Here is a 15,756-nt window from a genome sequence, read left to right on the forward strand (position 1 = left end):
TATGACCCTTTTTCGCCCCCGCCCCCCCGCCGGCGGCCGGGGGGCCCCCCGCGGGTGGGCGCGGGGGGGGCCGCCCCCCGCCGGGGCGGGCCCCGACACCCCGTCTCCCCCGGTTCGTCACGGTCGCCCGGGACCTACCGGGCGTTCACACTCGTGAACTACTGTCCACCCTTTTGGACGAACGACCTCACGAAGTCCTCGGCGTTCTCTTCGAGGACGTCGTCGATCTCGTCCAGGACCGAGTCGACATCGTCGCTCAGCTTCTCCTGGCGCTCCGCGAGGTCCTCGGACGCCTGCGCGTCCTGCACCTGCTCCTCGGTCTCCTCGGTGGAACGCGTGGCCTTCTGCTGTCCGCCGCCGGTGTCCTTGGTCGCCATGTAGCTCACCCCGCTCGGTTCGAAGCAATCGCAGCTCTTGATCAGACCCTACCCACGAGGTCCGACATTTGGCCCGGTAGTCGTTCAACGTCCGGGCCTCGGGTGATTGATTCCCAGCCCGGACCCCTTTCAGCCGCCCGAGAGCGTGCGGACCAGCTCCTCCGCCGTACGACAGCGGTCGAGGAGGTCCTTGACGTGCTCCTTGGTGCCCCGCAGCGGCTCCAGGGTGGGGACCCGCTGGAGCGAGTCGCGGTCGGGCAGGTCGAAGATGACCGAGTCCCAGGAGGCGGCCGCCACGTCGTCGGCGTACTGCTCCAGACAGCGGCCCCGGAAATAGGCCCGGGTGTCCTCCGGAGGCTTCGTACGGGCCCTGGTGACGTCGTCCTCGTCCAGCAGCCGCTTCATCTTCCCGCGGGCCGCCAGACGGTTGTAGAGGCCCTTGTCGGGGCGTACGTCGGCGTACTGGAGGTCGACGAGGTGGAGGCGCGGGGCGTCCCAGTCCAGCGCGTCGCGGCGGCGGTAGCCCTCCATGAGCTCCCGCTTGGCGATCCAGTCCAGCTCCCCGGCCAGGCTCATCGGATCGGTCTCCAGCCGGTTGAGCGTGTCCTCCCAGCGGGTCAGGATGTCCTTGGTCTGGTCGTCGGCGTCGGTGCCGAACCGCTCGTCGACGTATTTGCGGGCCAGCTCGAAGTACTCCATCTGGAGCTGGACAGCGGTGAGTGTCCGGCCGCTGCGGAGCGTGATGAGCTGGCGCAGGTCCGGGTCGTGCGAGACCTGGTGCAGCGTGCGTACGGGCTGGTCGACGGCGAGGTCGACGGTGATGAAGGCGTCCTCGATCATGGACAGCACCAGGGACGTGGTGCCGAGCTTCAGGTAGGTCGAGATCTCCGAGAGGTTGGCGTCGCCGATGATCACATGGAGCCGGCGGTACTTCTCCGCGTCGGAGTGGGGCTCGTCCCGGGTGTTGATGATGGGGCGCTTGAGCGTGGTCTCCAGGCCGACCTCGACCTCGAAGTAGTCGGCGCGCTGGCTGATCTGGAAGCCGTGCTCGTGGCCGTCCTGGCCGATGCCGACCCGCCCCGCGCCGGTGACGACCTGGCGGGAGACGAAGAACGGCGTCAGATGGCGCACGATGTCCGAGAACGGGGTCTCCCGCTGCATCAGATAGTTCTCGTGCGTGCCGTAGGAGGCGCCCTTGTTGTCGGTGTTGTTCTTGTAGAGGTGGATCGGCTGGGCGCCGGGGATGGCGGCGGCCCGCTCGGCGGCCTCGGCCATGATCCGTTCGCCGGCCTTGTCCCAGAGCACCGCGTCGAGCGGGTTGGTGATCTCCGGCGAGCTGTATTCGGGGTGCGCGTGGTCGACGTATAGCCGGGCACCGTTGGTGAGGATCACATTGGCCAGGCCGATGTCCTCGTCGGTGAGCTGGCTGGAGTCGGCGGTCTCACGGGCGAGGTCGAAGCCTCGCGCGTCGCGCAGCGGATTCTCCTCCTCGAAGTCCCAGCGGGCGCGTCGCGCCCGGTGCATCGCCGCCGCGTAGGCGTTGACGATCTGGGACGAGGTGAGCATGGCATTGGCGTTGGGGTGGCCGGGGACGGAGATCCCGTACTCCGTCTCGATGCCCATTACTCGCCGTACGGTCATGCGGCCCTCCTTGCCCGGCGTCGGTCCCGTCCGGGAGCGACGCTCAAGTACCGCTGCTTGTCCGGTGCGTGTGCGGTGCCCGTCACCGCACTGCGCGACTCGGCGGTACCGCAGAGCCTAGAGCGCCTCTGCGCCGGTGGGGAGATCACCTACGACATTGCTCCGACATGGCCGGAACAGGGGAAAACGAGCGGCTGCGGATGCCCCTCCGGGCATCCGCAGCCGGTCGGCGTATTACAGGTACTGGCCGGTATTGGCCACGGTGTCGATGGAGCGCCCGGTGTCCGCGCCCTGCTTTCCGGTGACGAGTGTGCGGATGAAGACGATCCGCTCACCCTTCTTACCGGAAATCCTGGCCCAGTCGTCCGGGTTGGTGGTGTTGGGCAGGTCCTCGTTCTCCTTGAACTCATCCACACAGGCCTGGAGGAGGTGGGAGACGCGCAGACCCTTCTGCTGGTGTTCGAGGAATGCCTTGATGGCCATTTTCTTTGCCCGGTCGACGATGTTCTGAATCATCGCGCCGGAGTTGAAGTCCTTGAAGTACAGGACTTCCTTGTCGCCGTTGGCGTACGTGACCTCCAGGAAGCGGTTCTCCTCGGATTCCGTGTACATCCGCTCCACGACCGACTGGATCATGGCGTGGGCGGCGGCCTCGCGCGAGCCGGTGTGCTCGGAGAGGTCGTCCGCGTGCAGCGGGAGCGACGGGGTCAGGTACTTCGCGAAGATGTCCTTCGCGGCCTCGGCGTCCGGACGCTCGATCTTGATCTTCACATCGAGTCGGCCGGGTCGCAGGATGGCGGGGTCGATCATGTCCTCGCGGTTGGAGGCGCCGATGACGATGACGTTCTCCAGACCCTCCACACCGTCGATCTCGGCGAGCAGCTGCGGGACGATGGTGTTCTCCACGTCCGAGCTGACGCCGCTGCCGCGGGTGCGGAAGAGGGACTCCATCTCGTCGAAGAAGACGATGACGGGGGTGCCCTCGCTCGCCTTCTCCCGTGCGCGCTGGAAGACCAGGCGGATGTGCCGCTCGGTCTCGCCGACGTACTTGTTGAGCAGCTCGGGGCCCTTGATATTGAGGAAGTAGCTCTTCCCCGCGGGCTGCCCGGTCACCTCGGCGACCTTCTTGGCGAGCGAATTGGCGACGGCCTTGGCGATGAGCGTCTTGCCGCAGCCGGGCGGACCGTAGAGCAGGATGCCCTTCGGCGGTCGCAGTTCGTGCTCCTTGAAGAGGTCGGGGTGGAGGTAGGGGAGCTCGACCGCGTCGCGGATCAGCTCGATCTGGTCGCCCAGACCGCCGATCTTGTCGTAGTCGATGTCCGGAACCTCTTCGAGGACGAGCTCCTCGACCTCGCTCTTGGGGACCACCTCGTAGACGTAACCGGACCGGGAGTCCAGCAGCAGGGCGTCGCCGGGGCGGATGGTGATGTCCAGCAGGGGCTCGGCGAGCCGCACCACCCTCTCCTCGTCGGTGTGCCCGACCACCAGGGCGCGCTCGCCGTCCTCAAGGATCTCCTTGAGGGTGACGATGTCCCCGGCCCGCTCGAACTCCATGGCCTCGACCACGTTGAGCGCTTCGTTGAGCATGACCTCCTGGCCGCGCCGGAGGTCATCCAGTTCGACGCTGGGGGACACGTTCACCCGGAGCTTGCGGCCCCCGGTGAAGATGTCGCAGGTGCCGTCCTCGTTGGCCTGCAGGAACACTCCGAAGCCAGCCGGCGGCTGTGCGAGCCGGTCGACCTCCTCCTTGAGCGCCACGATCTGGTCACGCGCCTCACGGAGCGTGTTGGCGAGCCGCTCGTTCTGTGCGGACACGCCTGCCAGATTCGTCTGCAACTCGACGATCCGCTCTTCGAGAATCCTCGTATGACGCGGAGAGTCGGCGAGCTTACGTCGCAGGACGGCGATTTCCTGCTCGAGATAGGCAACCTGGCCGGCCGGGTCTTCTGACCCTCGCGCGGGCCGGATGCCGCGGTTGATGTCGTCGTCGTGGGCTGCCACGGTCCTCACCTCCTCCATGGGGAGCTGGACGCTTCCTGACCCTACCTGGGCTGGTGGTGATTGAAACCCCTAGATCACAAAGACTGCGGGGTGTGTCCGATCTTCACCCTTGCGCTCTCCCTCACGTCAAGGGAATACCCACCCTTCGGCACCGGAAAGCCGCCGGTTGTATCGTCGAAGCGTTCAACACCCGTCAGGGCTGGCTCCAATTGGTTCGGATACGCAGGAACGGCAGGACACATGACCGTGCAGCAGGACTCGCCGGGCGACGGTGACACGCAGGACCTGGAGGTCTGGATCGACCAGGACCTCTGTACGGGCGACGGCATCTGCGTGCAGTACGCGCCGGAGGTCTTCGAGCTGGACATCGACGGCCTGGCGTACGTGAAGAGCGGCGACGACGAGCTCCTCCAGGACCCGGGTGCCACCACTCCGGTGCCGCTGCCGCTCCTCCAGGACGTGGTGGATTCGGCCAAGGAGTGCCCCGGGGACTGCATCCACGTACGGCGCGTGAAGGACAGCGTCGAGGTGTACGGGCCGGACGCGGCCTGACCCGTACGGGCAGCCGACGCGGCCTTACTCGCGCAGGCAGCCGTTCAGACGCTGCGCGCGAGGTCTCCCGAGGTACGGACGAAGGCGTTGCCCTTCCACCGCCAGGAGGCCTGTTCCTCCTGGTCGGGGCAGCAGCGGGGCACCTCCAGCGAGGAGTAGCCGAGCAGCGTGGCCGATATGCGCCCCTCGCGTACGGCGAAGTCCCCGACGGTCTTCTTGTCAGCGGGGTCCACCAGGGTCGCCACGACCCTCGGTGCGGCCCCGCTCCGCTGTGTCAGGACGTAGATGCCGCTCGGCGGGGTCCCCGAGCCCGCGTCGCAGTGGACCACGGCGACGGTCTCCGGCCGGCCGTCGCCGTCGAGGTCTCCGGGTGCCTGCTTGGCCACGGTGGTCCCGGCCCCGCCGCACTCCATCGGGAAGTCCACCGTCGCCGGGTCCGGGGCGGCCACGGGCGTGGTGGTCCGCTTCTCCGGGGCTGTGGCGGTGGCGGTGGCGGTGGCCGTACGGGGCTGGAGCAGCCCGGCCAGGGCGACGACGGCGGCCATGGCCGCGGCCGTGGCGAGCCAGTGCACCGGCTTCGTGGCGGTGTGCGCGAGGTCCGGGAGCGCGGAGGTCTGCACGCGGTGTGTCTCCATGTGGTTCCTGGGAGATGTGGTTCCTGGGGGCCCGGGGAAAGGGCGGGTCCGCCCCCGAGGGGTGGCCAGCATCGTGCCACACCTCACACGCCGGGGGAACGGCGGGGTGTGCGCCGGTTTCACCGCCGGGGCGCACCCGGCTCGCGCCCGGGGGCAACGCGAAGGCGCCGCCGCGCAGTTCCCCGGTCGGTCGGGGAACTGCGCGGCGGCGCCGGTTCGTTGGGCGGGTCAGCCGCGGTCGGCGGCGGAGCCTCCGCGGCTCTGGCTGCCCGGTCCGTCGTAGTCCTCGCCGTAGGCGCCCTTGGAGGGGCGGCGGCGGCGCAGCGGCGGCTCGACGCCGTCCGCGAGCCGGCGGGCGGTGACCAGGAAGCCGGTGTGGCCGATCATCCGGTGGTCGGGGCGGACGGCCAGGCCCTCGACGTGCCAGTTGCGGATCATCGACTCCCAGGGCTGCGGTTCGGCGAAGCAGCCGATCTCGCGGATGGACTCGACGGTGCGCGAGAGCTGGGTGGTGGTGGCGACGTAGGCGCAGAGGATGCCGCCGGGCACCAGGGCCTTGGAGACGGCCTCCAGGCACTCCCAGGGGGCCAGCATGTCCAGCACGACGCGGTCGACGTCGGTGTCGGAGAGGTTGTCCTGGAGGTCCCCGACGGTCAGCTGCCAGGCGGGGTGCGGCGAGCCGAAGTAGCGCTCGACGTTCTGCTGGGCGATCTCGGCGAAGTCCTCGCGGCGCTCGTAGGAGTGCAGCATGCCCTGCTCACCGATGGCGCGCAGCAGGAAGGTGGAGAGCGAGCCGGATCCGACCCCGGCCTCCACGACGCGGGCGCCGGGGAAGATGTCGGCGAAGGCCAGGATCTGGCCCGCGTCCTTGGGGTAGACCACGGCGGCGCCGCGGGGCATGGAGAGGACGTAGTCGGGGAGCAGGGGGCGCAGCGCGAGGTAGGCGACGTTCCCCGTGGTGCGGACAACACTGCCCTCGGGAGCACCGATCAGCTCGTCGTGCTGGAAAGAACCCTTGTGGGTGTGGAAGTTCTTCCCGGCTTCGAGCGTGAAGGTGTAGTGGCGTCCCTTGGGGTCGGTGAGCTGGACCTGGTCCCCGACCTTGAAGGGCCCACGTCGGCGGGCGGCACCGGTCGGTTCAGACATGTGACCAGCGTACCGGTGTTTCAGGGGCCCTTTTCCGGGGCCCTTCAGGATTCGGGGCGGGCCATCGCCTTGACGAAGGCGCGCTCGACGTCGGCGGTGGAGAGGACTCCGTAGATCTCTCCGGTCTCCTCGATCACCAGGTACTCGGTGGCCGGGGTGGCCTTGAGCCGGTCCAGGAGGGCTTCGCCGGCGAGCTCGGCGGGGACCTTCATGCCGTCGGTGAGGTCCTGGGCGAGGCCGCTGACGGCGACCCAGGGACGGCGGTGTTCGGGGACGCCGACGATGGCGGCCTCGCGGACGACGCCCTTGGGGTGGCCCTGTCCGTCGACGACGACCAGGGCGCGGGCGCCCGCCTCGTTGGCCCGGCGCAGGGCCTCGGAGAGGGGGGTGGCGGACTCGACGGGGACGGCGCGCCGGGTGAGGGTGCGGGCCCGCAGGTCGGGCAGGTGCTCGCGGAGCCGGGCCATGCGCAGGCTGTTCCCGGCGCCGGTCCAGATGATGCCGGCGAGGATCGCGGCGAGCAGGGCGTCCATGACGGTCTCCACGCCGCCGATGCCCTCGTTGGCGCTGCCGAGCGCACCGGTGTGGGTGAGCAGCGGCAGCCCGATGAGGACGGTGACGGCGAGGCCCCGGCCGACCCAGGCGGCGGCGATGGTGCCGCTCATGGGCTTGCCGGTGATCTTCCAGACGATGGCGCGGAGCATCCGGCCGCCGTCGAGGGGCAGGCCGGGAAGCAGGTTGAAGGCGGCCACGATGAGGTTGGAGATCATCAGGCCGGCGATCAGGACGCCGGGGACGGTGCCGGGCTCGACGAAGCGCATCGCGCCGTAGAAGACACCGCCGAGGACGAGGGAGAGGAGGGGGCCGACGAAGGCGAGGATGAACTCGCGGCCGGGGGTCTCGGTCTCCTTCTCGATCTCGGATACGCCGCCGAAGAACTGGAGCTGGATGCGGCGGACGGGCAGCTTGTAGCGCAGGGCGGCGACCGTGTGGGCCAGTTCGTGCACGAGTACGGAGGCGTAGAAGGCGATCGCGAAGAAGAGGGCGACGAGATAGCGGGCGCCGCCGAGTTCGGGCAGCACCCGGTCGAGCTGGCCGCCGAAGACCCAGGTGATCAGTGCGGCGACGACGAACCAACTGGGCGCCACGTACACGGGCACGCCGAAGGGGCGGCCCATGAGCAGACCGCCGCCCGGGTCGGCGGGCCGTTTCGGCTTGCCGCCGCCGGGGGCGGCGGAGGGGTCCGTTCCCCCTGCGCCGGGCTGCGGCCGCCCGCTGTCGCCGCTCTCGTCCACGGGGTCCCTTCGGTTCGGTACGTGGCCTGCGCCACGATGATGCTGTCTGGGAGGGTCTGCCGTCGATGGTATGCCGCCGGTTGTCAGTGGCGGGCCGTAGGGTCGTGAGACATGAGCACCGTGCCCCGGCCGCCGCAGCCGCCCACATCTCTGTCGCCGTCGCGGGCGAGCGATTTCATGCAGTGCCCTCTGCTCTACCGCTTCCGGGTCATCGACAAACTGCCGGAGAAGCCCAGCGAGGCGGCTACCCGGGGCACGCTGGTCCATGCGGTGCTGGAGCGGCTCTTCGACGCCCCGGCGGCGGACCGTACGGCGCCGCGGGCGCGGGCCCTGATTCCCGGGCAGTGGGACCGGCTGCTGGAGTCGAGGCCGGAGCTGGGCGAGCTGTTCGCCGAGGATGCCGAGGGCGAGCGGCTGTCGCGCTGGCTGGGTGAGGCGGAGCGGCTGGTGGAGCGGTGGTTCTCGCTGGAGGACCCGACGCGTCTGGAGCCGGCCGAGCGTGAGCTGTTCGTCGAGACGGAGCTGGAGTCGGGGCTGCGGCTGCGCGGGGTGATCGACCGGATCGACGTGGCGCCGACCGGGGACGTGCGGATCGTCGACTACAAGACGGGGAAGGCGCCGAGGCCGGAGTATGCCGAGGGCCCGCTCTTCCAGATGAAGTTCTACGCGCTGGTGATCTGGCGGCTGAAGGGGATCGTGCCGCGCCGGCTCCAGCTCGTCTATCTCGGCAGCGGCGATGTGCTGACGTACGACCCGGTGGTGGCGGACCTGGAGCGGGTGGAGCGGAAGCTGCTCGCGCTCTGGGAGGCGATCGCGCTGGCGACGGAGACCGGTGACTGGCGGCCGCGTCCGACGAAGCTGTGCGGCTGGTGCGATCACCAGGCGGTGTGTCCGGAATTCGGCGGAACTCCCCCGGTCTATCCGCTGTCGGTCCGCCCGGCGGAGTCCGGCGAGGATGACCAGGGCAGAATGGGACCGGTCCGGGCCGAGGCCGGCCGTGCCGTGGCCCTTGAGGGCCCTTAAGGAGTTCCTGTGGCGATCCGCGTCCTTCTGGTCGACGACCAGCCTCTGCTGCGCACCGGTTTCCGGATGATCCTGGAGGCCGAGGGCGATCTGGCGGTGGTGGGTGAGGCCGGTGACGGTCTGCAGGCCATCGACCAGGTGCGGGCGCTCCAGCCCGATGTGGTGCTGATGGACATCCGGATGCCGCGGATGGACGGGGTGGAGGCGACCCGCCAGATCACCGGCCCCGGCAAGGACGGCCCGGCGAAGGTGCTGGTACTGACCACGTTCGATCTCGACGAGTACGTGGTGGAGGCGCTGCGCGCCGGCGCGAGCGGCTTCCTGCTGAAGGACGCCCCGGCCAACGAGCTGGTCCAGGCGATCCGGGTGGTGGCGGCGGGCGAGGCGATGCTCGCCCCGAGCATCACGCGCCGGCTCCTCGACAAGTACGCGGACCACCTGCCCTCGGGCGAGGACCCGGTCCCGGACGCGCTGCACACGCTGACGGACCGTGAGGTGGAGGTCCTGAAGCTGGTGGCGCGGGGCCTGTCCAACGCGGAGATCGCGGCGGACCTGTTCGTCAGCGAGACGACGGTCAAGACGCATGTGGGCCATGTGCTGACGAAGCTGGGCCTGCGCGACCGGGTGCAGGCCGCGGTGTACGCGTACGAGAGCGGCCTGGTGCGCCCCGGCGCGCAGTAGCGGTCACCAGGCGAAAGCCGTCCGGCCCGCACCGACCCTGTTGACAGTGGGTGCGGGCCGGACGGCTTTCGTGGCTCCGAGCGGTGCTCAGGCGTTGGTCCTGTTCAGCTCCCAGAGCTGGAGCTCGGAGGTGGCGCTGACGGACCGCTCGACCCCGGCGACCCCGCTGCGGGAGGCCACGTACTGCTTGCCCTGCCAGATCGGCAGGACCGGGACGTCGGTGGCGACGATGTCCTGGAGCTTCTCGTACGTCGTGGCGGCGGCGCTGCGGTCGGCCGCGCGGCGCGACTTCGGGATGAGGACGTTCTGCGCTTCGTGCGACCGGTAGGGGGAGTTGAGGAAGTTGTTCTTGTCCAGGAACGGGGCGGTGTAGTTGTCCGGGTCCGGGAAGTCGGGGAACCAGCCCATGCCGTACGCCGCGTAGTCGCCGCGCTTCTGCTCCGGGCGGTACTTCGACCACTCCTTGCCCTGGACGTCGACGTCGAAGAGGCCCGAGCCGTTCAGCTGCGCCTGGAGCGCCTTGAACTCCTTGGCGGTGGCGGAGCCGTAGTGGTCGTTGGTGTAGTGCAGGGTGAACTTGACCGGCGTCTTGACCCCGGCGTTCTTGAGGGTCTGCTCGGCCTTGGCGGCGCTGGGCTCGCCGTACTTGTTGAAGAAGGCGTTGGTGTGGCCGGTGATGCTGGAGGGGATCAGCGAGTAGAGCGGCTCGGCGGTGGTGCCGTAGACCTTGCCCGCGATCTCGCCCCGGTCGATGATCTGCGCCATGGCCTGCCGTACGGCCTTGTTGACGACCGGGTCCTTGGTGTTGAAGCCGAGGTAGCTGATGGCGAGGCCGGGCATCTCGGTGAGCTCGATGCCTTCCTTCGGCTTCACCAGCATGTCGCGGGCCTGCTCGGGCGACATGGCCCGGGTCATCATGTGGATCTTCTCCTCCTCCAGCGCCTTGCCCATGGCGTCGGCGTCCGGGAAGAGGTCCATCTCGACCTTGTCGTTGAGGACCTTCAGCTCGCCCTGGTAGGAGGGGTTCTTGCTGAAGGTGATCCGGGTGACCCGGCCGTCCTCGGTCTGCGGCTTCATGGTGTACGGCCCCGAGCCGTCGACCTGGAAGCCGTCGCGCGCCTCCTTCGCCGGGTACTTCCCCTTCGGGACGATGCCGGCGGCGGGGGTGGCGAGCTTGTACGGGAAGGTCGCGTCGGGCGTGTTCAGGTGGAAGACCACCTGGTCGTCGCCCTTGGTCTCGATCGTGTCGATGTTGGCGAGGAGCCCGACCGGTCCGCTGTCGGAGTTGATGTCGATGACCCGCTGGATGGAGAACTTCACATCCTCGGCGGTGACGGGGGTGCCGTCGGCGAACTTCAGGCCCGCGCGCAGGGTGCAGCGGTAGCTCTCGTTCGCGTTGTCCGTGAAGGTGCAGCTCCGGGCGGCCTCGGGGACCGGCTCGCCGCCGCCGGCCGGGACGGTGGTCAGGGTCTGCACCGTCTGCCGCAGGACGTTCCAGACGCCTGCCTCGTACCCGATGGCCGGGTCGAGAGGAGCGGGGTTCTCCTCGGAGGCCACGAGCTGGTCCGTGGTGCCGACGACGATGGCGTTGCCGCCACCGGCGCCGCTGTCCGTGCTGCCGCAGGCGGCGAGCACGGGGGCGAGCAGGCCGACGACGGCCGGCAGCACCAGGGTCTTGCGGTTCATACGGACGGTCTCCCTCATCACGGTGGGTGAGGAATCAAAGTTAGTAGCCGCCGGTGACCGCCCCGACCGCCCTCGGAGCGGGGCGCCCTCCCCCGGCCCCCGGAGGGGGCGATATTTGATCACCATTCCGGACAGATCAACCGATCACGGCAGGTCAGGAAGGGTCTCCAGGTGAGGAAGCTCACCCTCTCCCCCTCTTCACACAGGGGGACTGTGGCTGATTCACGTCCACGGAAAATTGCCGGAACGCACACGGATTCTTCAGCCTGTGGCGGTGACGAGCTTCCGCAGGAAGGCGAGGTCGACCTCTTCGAGGGAGCCGACGACGACCCGGCCGGAGGCGGGGGCGATGGGGGCCACGGACGGCACGGCGACCACCCGGCACCCGGCGGCCTCGGCTGCGGCCACTCCGGTCGCGGTGTCCTCGATGACCGCGCAACGCCACGGGTCGGCGCCGAAGCCGGCGGCGGCGGTGAGGTAGGGCTCGGGGTGCGGCTTGGTGCGGGTGACCTCGTCGCCGGCGACCGTGAGCGCGAAGTGGTGGTGGCCGACGGAGTCGAGCACCCGGTCGATGATCCGGCGGTGCGAGGCCGAGACGAGCGCGGTGGGGATCTGCGACGCGGCCAGCTCGGCGAGCAGTCTCGCGGCGCCGGGCATCAGCGGCACGCCGTGCCGGATGCGCTTCTCGAAGCGGTCGTTGAGCAGCACGGTCAGCTCGTCCAGAGAGATGTCGGCTCCGGTGACGTCGATCAGGTAGCCGGCGCTGCGGGTCATCGGTCCGCCGACGACGACGTCCCGCCAGGGCTCCTCAAGACGGTGTCCGAGGTCGGCGAAGACCTCCTTCTCGACGTCCCACCAGAAGCCCTCGGTATCGACCAGGGTGCCGTCCATGTCGAGAAGGACCGCCTGCAGGGCGGCGCCTTCGGCCGTGCGGGTCAGGGACGCGGGGGCCGTACTCGTCATCCGGCACACCTTCCGTGAGGGACGAGAAGGCCGGCCGCCATTCCCGGAGGGGAGGGCGACCGGCCTGCACTGGACCGACCAGTGTACGACGTGTCCGGCCACGGTGCGCGAACGACGCGAAGCCGCGCGGTGAAGGGGCGGCTACCGTGCGTTGAAGTACTTCGCCTCGGGGTGGTGGATGACGAGGGCGTCGGTGGACTGCTCCGGGTGGAGCTGGAACTCCTCGGAGAGCTCGACGCCGATCCGGCCCGGCTGGAGGAGGTCGGCGATCTTCGCCCGGTCCTCCAGGTCGGGGCAGGCCCCGTAACCGAGCGAGAACCGGGCGCCCCGGTACTTCAGCGCGAACATGTCCTCGACGTCGGCGGGGTCCTCCCCGGCGAAGCCCAGCTCGCTGCGGACCCGGGCGTGCCAGTACTCGGCGAGGGCCTCGGCGAGCTGGACGGAGAGGCCGTGCAGCTCCAGGTAGTCGCGGTAGGAGTTGGCGGCGAACAGCTCGGCGGTGGCCTCGCCGATCCTGGATCCGACGGTGACGACCTGGAGGCCGATCACGTCCGTCTCGCCGGACTCCTCGGGGCGGAAGAAGTCCGCGAGGCAGAGGCGGCGGCCGCGGCGCTGGCGGGGGAAGGTGAAGCGGGTGCGCTCGGAGCCGTCCTCGTGGAGGAGGATCAGGTCCTCGCCCTTGGAGACGCAGGGGAAGTAGCCGTAGACGACGGCGGCTTCCAGCAGGTTGTTGGACTGGAGGTGGTCGAGCCAGCCGCGCAGGTGCGGGCGTCCCTCGGTCTCCACCAGCTCCTCGTACGTCGGTCCGTCGCCGGTCCTGGCCTGCTTGAGGCCCCACTGGCCCTTGAACAGGGCGCCCTCGTCGAGCCAGGAGGCGTACTCCTTGAGCGGGATGCCCTTGATGACCCGGGTGCCCCAGAACGGCGGCTCGGGGACGGGGTTGGTGGTGGAGACGTCCGAGCGCACCGAACCCTCGGGCTCCTCCGCCACCTCCAGCACCGCCGCGGCCTCCTTCTTGGGGACCCGGCGCTGCTTCAGCTCGGGCAGGACCGCGCCCGGCACGCCGCGCTTGACGCCGATGAGCGCGTCCATCAGGCGCAGGCCCTCGAAGGCGTCGCGGGCGTAGCGGACCTCGCCCTCGTAGATCTCGTGCAGGTCCTGCTCGACGTAGGCCCTGGTCAGCGCGGCGCCGCCGAGAATGACCGGGAAGTCGGCGGCCATCTTGCGCTGGTTCAGCTCCTGGAGGTTCTCCTTCATGATCACGGTGGACTTCACCAGGAGACCGGACATGCCGATGACGTCGGCGCGGTGCTCCTCGGCGGCTTCCAGGATCGCGGAGACGGGCTGCTTGATGCCGAGGTTGACGACGTTGTAGCCGTTGTTGGAGAGGATGATGTCGACGAGGTTCTTGCCGATGTCGTGGACGTCGCCGCGGACGGTGGCGAGCACGATCGTGCCCTTGCCGTCGGCGTCGGACTTCTCCATGTGCGGCTCCAGGTGGGCCACCGCGCTCTTCATGACCTCGGCGGACTGGAGGACGAACGGGAGCTGCATCTGGCCGGAGCCGAACAGCTCGCCGACCACCTTCATGCCTTCGAGCAGCGTGTTGTTGACGATGTCGAGGGCCGGGGTGTCCTGGAGCGCCTCGTCCAGGTCGGCCTCCAGGCCGTTCTTCTCGCCGTCGATGATGCGGCGCTGGAGCCGCTCGTCCAGCGGGAGGGCCATCAGCTCCTCGGCCTTGCCCGCCTTCATCGACTTCATGTTGACGCCCTCGAAGAGCTCCATGAGCTTCTGGAGGGGGTCGTAGCCCTCGGCGCGGCGGTCGTAGATCAGGTCGAGGGCGACCTTGACCTGCTCCTCCTCCAGCCGGGCGATGGGCAGGATCTTGGAGGCGTGCACGATCGCGGAGTCCAGCCCCGCCTTGACGCACTCGTCCAGGAAGACCGAGTTCAGCACGACGCGGGCGGCCGGGTTGAGGCCGAAGGAGATGTTGGAGAGGCCGAGGGTGGTCTGGACGTCCGGGTGGCGCTTCTTCAGCTCGCGGATGGCCCCGATGGTGGCGATGCCGTCGCCGCGGGACTCCTCCTGGCCGGTGCAGATGGTGAAGGTCAGGGTGTCGATGAGGATGTCGGACTCGCGGATGCCCCAGTTGGTGGTGAGGTCCTCGATGAGCCGCTCGGCGATGGAGACCTTGTGCTCGACCGTGCGGGCCTGGCCCTCCTCGTCGATGGTCAGGGCGATCAGGGCGGCGCCGTGCTCGGAGGCCAGGGCGCTGACCTGCGCGAAGCGGGACTCGGGGCCGTCGCCGTCCTCGTAGTTCACCGAGTTCAGCACGGCCCGGCCGCCGAGCTTCTCCAGGCCGGCGCGGAGCACGGGCAGCTCGGTGGAGTCCAGCACGATCGGGAGGGTGGAGGCGGTCGCGAAGCGGCCGGCCAGCTCCGCCATGTCGGCGACGCCGTCGCGGCCCACGTAGTCGACGCAGAGGTCGAGCATGTGCGCGCCCTCGCGGATCTGGTCGCGGGCCATCTCCACGCAGTCGTCCCAGCGGGCCTCCAGCATGGCCTCGCGGAACTTCTTGGAACCGTTGGCGTTGGTGCGCTCCCCGATCGCCAGGTAGGCGGTGTCCTGGCGGAAGGGGATGGTCTGGTAGAGCGAGGCGGCGCCGGGCTCGGGGCGCGGGTCGCGCTCGGTCGGCGTGAGCCCGCGGACCCGGTCCACGACGGCCTTCATGTGGGCCGGGGTCGTACCGCAGCAGCCGCCGATGAGGGAGAGGCCGTAGTCCCGGACGAACGTCTCCTGGGAGTCGGCGAGGCCGTCGGGGCCGAGCGGGAAGTGCGCGCCGTCCTTGGTGAGGACGGGCAGGCCGGCGTTGGGCATGCACATCAGGGGCGTACGGGAGTGGCGGGCGAGGTAGCGCAGGTGCTCGCTCATCTCGTCCGGGCCGGTGGAGCAGTTCAGACCGATGAAGTCGATGCCCAGCGGCTCCAGGGCGGTGAGGGCGGCGCCGATCTCGGAGCCGAGCAGCATGACGCCGGTCGTCTCGAAGGCGAGGGAGCAGACCAGCGGCACGTCGATGCCGAGGGCTTCCATGGCCCGGCGCGCGCCGATGATGCTGGACTTGGTCTGCAGCAGGTCCTGGGTGGTCTCGACGATCAGGGCGTCGGAGCCGCCCGCGAGGAGGCCCTCGGCGTTCTTCTGGTAGCCGTCGCGCAGGACGTCGTACGTGATGTGGCCGAGCGAGGGCAGCTTGGTGCCGGGGCCGATGGAGCCGAGGACCCAGCGCTGGCGGCCGTCCTTCTCGGCGAACTCGTCGGCGACCTCGCGGGCGATCCGGGCGCCGGACTCGGAGAGCTCGAAGATCCGGTCGGCGATCTCGTACTCGTTGGCGGCGGAGTGGTTCGCGCCGAAGGTGTTGGTCTCGACGCAGTCGACGCCGACCGCGAAGTACTCCTCGTGGACCGAGCGCACGATGTCGGGGCGGGTGATGTTGAGGATCTCGTTGCAGCCTTCGAGGTTCTCGAAGTCCTCAAGGGTCGGGTCCTGTGCCTGGAGCATGGTGCCCATCGCACCGTCTGCCACCACCACCCGGGTGGCGAGCGCCTCGCGCAGGGCTGCTGCGCGGGTCCGGCTGTCGGGGGCGGGTGTCGGCAACGAGGCCATGGATGATCTCCCAGGGATGCGACGGCTGTCGGCTTTACGTCCTTCTTGGGGAAGGCGCACCCCGTCAGCGTAGCCGGACACCCCTGCCCGTGGTCG

General features: G+C 69.5%; 12 protein-coding genes. 3 read left to right on the forward strand and 9 right to left on the reverse strand.

Annotated elements, in window-relative coordinates:
- Positions 1 to 158: 158 nt before the first annotated feature.
- The 3 genes from ACFWRT_RS30725 to arc all read right to left on the reverse strand — a co-directional run bounded on the left by ACFWRT_RS30725 (position 159) and on the right by arc (position 4,019).
- Entirely contained in the window at positions 159 to 377 is a 219-nt protein-coding gene (locus tag ACFWRT_RS30725; RefSeq protein ID WP_380956063.1) for a ubiquitin-like protein Pup, read from the reverse strand.
- A 129-nt stretch (positions 378 to 506) separates the two neighbouring features.
- Positions 507 to 2,018 (reverse strand): depupylase/deamidase Dop, encoded by a 1,512-nt coding sequence (gene dop, locus ACFWRT_RS30730; protein WP_380956064.1) that lies wholly within the window; start codon positions 2,016 to 2,018, stop codon positions 507 to 509.
- 234 nt (positions 2,019 to 2,252) lie between these two features.
- Positions 2,253 to 4,019, reverse strand: a complete 1,767-nt coding sequence (gene arc, locus ACFWRT_RS30735; protein WP_380956065.1) for a proteasome ATPase — start codon at positions 4,017 to 4,019, stop codon at positions 2,253 to 2,255.
- Positions 4,020 to 4,259: 240 nt separating this feature from the next.
- On the opposite strand from arc, the gene ACFWRT_RS30740 reads away from it, so the two are divergent.
- Positions 4,260 to 4,571: a ferredoxin gene (locus ACFWRT_RS30740; protein ID WP_380956067.1), complete on the forward strand. Its 312-nt coding sequence runs from the start codon at positions 4,260 to 4,262 to the stop codon at positions 4,569 to 4,571.
- Positions 4,572 to 4,615: 44 nt separating this feature from the next.
- Here the strand turns inward: ACFWRT_RS30740 and ACFWRT_RS30745 are convergent, their stop codons facing one another.
- The 3 genes from ACFWRT_RS30745 to ACFWRT_RS30755 all read right to left on the reverse strand — a co-directional run bounded on the left by ACFWRT_RS30745 (position 4,616) and on the right by ACFWRT_RS30755 (position 7,647).
- Positions 4,616 to 5,191: a hypothetical protein gene (locus ACFWRT_RS30745; protein ID WP_380956068.1), complete on the reverse strand. Its 576-nt coding sequence runs from the start codon at positions 5,189 to 5,191 to the stop codon at positions 4,616 to 4,618.
- Between the two features lie 243 nt (positions 5,192 to 5,434).
- Positions 5,435 to 6,352, reverse strand: coding sequence for a tRNA (adenine-N1)-methyltransferase (locus ACFWRT_RS30750; RefSeq protein ID WP_018515359.1), 918 nt, complete (start codon positions 6,350 to 6,352; stop codon positions 5,435 to 5,437).
- Positions 6,353 to 6,396: 44 nt separating this feature from the next.
- The gene (locus tag ACFWRT_RS30755) at positions 6,397 to 7,647 is read right to left on the reverse strand and encodes a site-2 protease family protein (RefSeq protein ID WP_380955861.1); all 1,251 of its coding nucleotides are present in this window, start codon (positions 7,645 to 7,647) and stop codon (positions 6,397 to 6,399) included.
- Positions 7,648 to 7,824: 177 nt separating this feature from the next.
- On the opposite strand from ACFWRT_RS30755, the gene ACFWRT_RS30760 reads away from it, so the two are divergent.
- A complete protein-coding gene (locus ACFWRT_RS30760) occupies positions 7,825 to 8,670 on the forward strand; it encodes a RecB family exonuclease (protein ID WP_380955878.1) in 846 nt (281 codons plus the stop codon).
- 9 nt (positions 8,671 to 8,679) lie between these two features.
- Complete coding sequence (locus ACFWRT_RS30765) at positions 8,680 to 9,351, forward strand: response regulator (RefSeq protein WP_030570198.1); 672 nt, start codon at positions 8,680 to 8,682, stop codon at positions 9,349 to 9,351.
- An 87-nt stretch (positions 9,352 to 9,438) separates the two neighbouring features.
- Here ACFWRT_RS30765 and ACFWRT_RS30770 read toward each other — a convergent pair whose 3' ends face one another.
- The 3 genes from ACFWRT_RS30770 to metH all read right to left on the reverse strand — a co-directional run bounded on the left by ACFWRT_RS30770 (position 9,439) and on the right by metH (position 15,660).
- Complete coding sequence (locus ACFWRT_RS30770) at positions 9,439 to 11,037, reverse strand: ABC transporter substrate-binding protein (protein ID WP_380955862.1); 1,599 nt, start codon at positions 11,035 to 11,037, stop codon at positions 9,439 to 9,441.
- A gap of 261 nt (positions 11,038 to 11,298) precedes the next feature.
- A complete protein-coding gene (locus ACFWRT_RS30775; RefSeq protein ID WP_380955864.1) occupies positions 11,299 to 12,000 on the reverse strand; it encodes an HAD family hydrolase in 702 nt (233 codons plus the stop codon).
- 141 nt (positions 12,001 to 12,141) lie between these two features.
- Positions 12,142 to 15,660, reverse strand: a complete 3,519-nt coding sequence (gene metH / locus ACFWRT_RS30780; protein ID WP_380955866.1) for a methionine synthase — start codon at positions 15,658 to 15,660, stop codon at positions 12,142 to 12,144.
- Positions 15,661 to 15,756: the final 96 nt, after the last annotated feature.

Source organism: Streptomyces cyaneofuscatus, assembly GCF_042718795.1.
Classification (GTDB): Bacteria; Actinomycetota; Actinomycetes; order Streptomycetales; family Streptomycetaceae; genus Streptomyces; species Streptomyces cyaneofuscatus_A.